Consider the following 1,416-nt stretch of genomic DNA (forward strand, 5'->3'; position numbering starts at 1 on the left):
AACCCCCCTAAAGGTACCAGGAAGACTACCTGGTCGATAGGTTGGAGGTCTAAGCGCGGTAACGCGTTCAGCCGACCAATACTAATCTGCCGTGAGGCTTGACCATATTATTGTTCCAAAACTGGCCGTGGTTCGCTATTTGCGGACGCGCGCTTGATAATTTTACTTGGGGTCCTGTCGGCTGAAAAAAACGCCGCGCGGAGGCGGCATTTTTTTCACCGCCACCCCTCAAGTATTTTGTTCAGCGCGCGTCCGCGATAAAGAACGGCCAGTTGTGTAACTTGCGGGGGGTATTTGTTCGGAAAGAGCGGTTTGCCCCTTTTTGAGGATAGTGATATAGTTTTTAATTGCTTGGTGATAATTGTGGAGGTGTTATACCCGTTCCCTTTCCGAACACGGAAGTCAAGCCCTCTTACGTCGATGATACTGCCTCTCTAAGGGGTGGGAAAGTAGATAGTCGCCAAGCTTTTTTATTTTAAAAACATAGCGTTTTCCTGCTCCCTTTCCGAACACGGAAGTTAAGCCCTCTTGCGACGAACCTCAACCGACCGGAACGAAGTGAAGGGAGGTTCCTTTTTTGATGATACTGCCTCTCTAAGGGGTGGGAAAGTAGGTCGTTGCCGGGCTTTTTTATTTTAAAAACATGGAGTTTTCCCTGATTTTTGGGGCTTTTTTTTTGCCAATTTTCTTAAAACATTGTAAATCGGGTATAAATATATTAAACTTTAAATGATGTGGCAAATGGTTAAAAAAGCCTTATTTGTGATATTTATACTTTTTTTCTCAATTTCCGGCCTTTATGCGGCTAAACCCAAGGGTATTACGATAAGTATACAGGGAAGCGGCACCGGGGACCTCATAGAAGGCTTTACCTACGCCCTAAAAGTCGAGGCAGTAGCCGCAGGATACGATGTTTCCGACAATGTTACGGGCGCGAAATATGTTATCAAATTTGCGTCGGCATTCGATGAAGAACAGCAAAAATCCAAAGTTAGCGTAAGCCTGGTTAAAATGGCCGATCAGTCTGAAATTGTCTCAATGGAGTATTTCTTTACGGACGAAGAAGAAATGCTGCTTTACAGCCAACTGGTCTTTTTTATGCTTATGGCGAACCTTCCCGACGACGAGGTTGAGCAAGGGCCGGGAGCCGCTCCGGAAGACGACAGTTGGAAGAACAAATGGCTGTATGTGCGCGCGTCTATTGACTATTCGTTAATGTTATTAGAGTTAAAACCTGACGGTTTAATAGGCGGACTGGGAATGACTAATGACATAAATAACCCTACGATTGTGGCTCCGCTTGACAATAAAGTTGTTCCCATGTTTGGAGTAGGTTTGGGCGCGGAAGTTCAGGTTCTTGACTTTTTAAGTCTTGAGCCGGGCGTTCAAATTTCGTACGAAAACGCGGTACAGGGG

Annotated in this window: 1 protein-coding gene and 2 rRNA genes; all 3 read left to right on the forward strand. The window is 45.6% G+C overall.

Going from position 1 to position 1,416, the window contains the following annotated elements:
- Positions 1-106, forward strand: a 23S ribosomal RNA gene (locus ACYVTD_RS12805); the annotation flags it as partial.
- 244 nt (positions 107-350) lie between these two features.
- A 5S ribosomal RNA gene (gene rrf / locus ACYVTD_RS12810) occupies positions 351-466 on the forward strand.
- A gap of 275 nt (positions 467-741) precedes the next feature.
- Positions 742-1,416: hypothetical protein (locus tag ACYVTD_RS12815; protein ID WP_461248133.1), on the forward strand; the 675-nt coding region annotated here is incomplete at its 3' end.

Source organism: Treponema sp. R6D11, assembly GCF_054786075.1.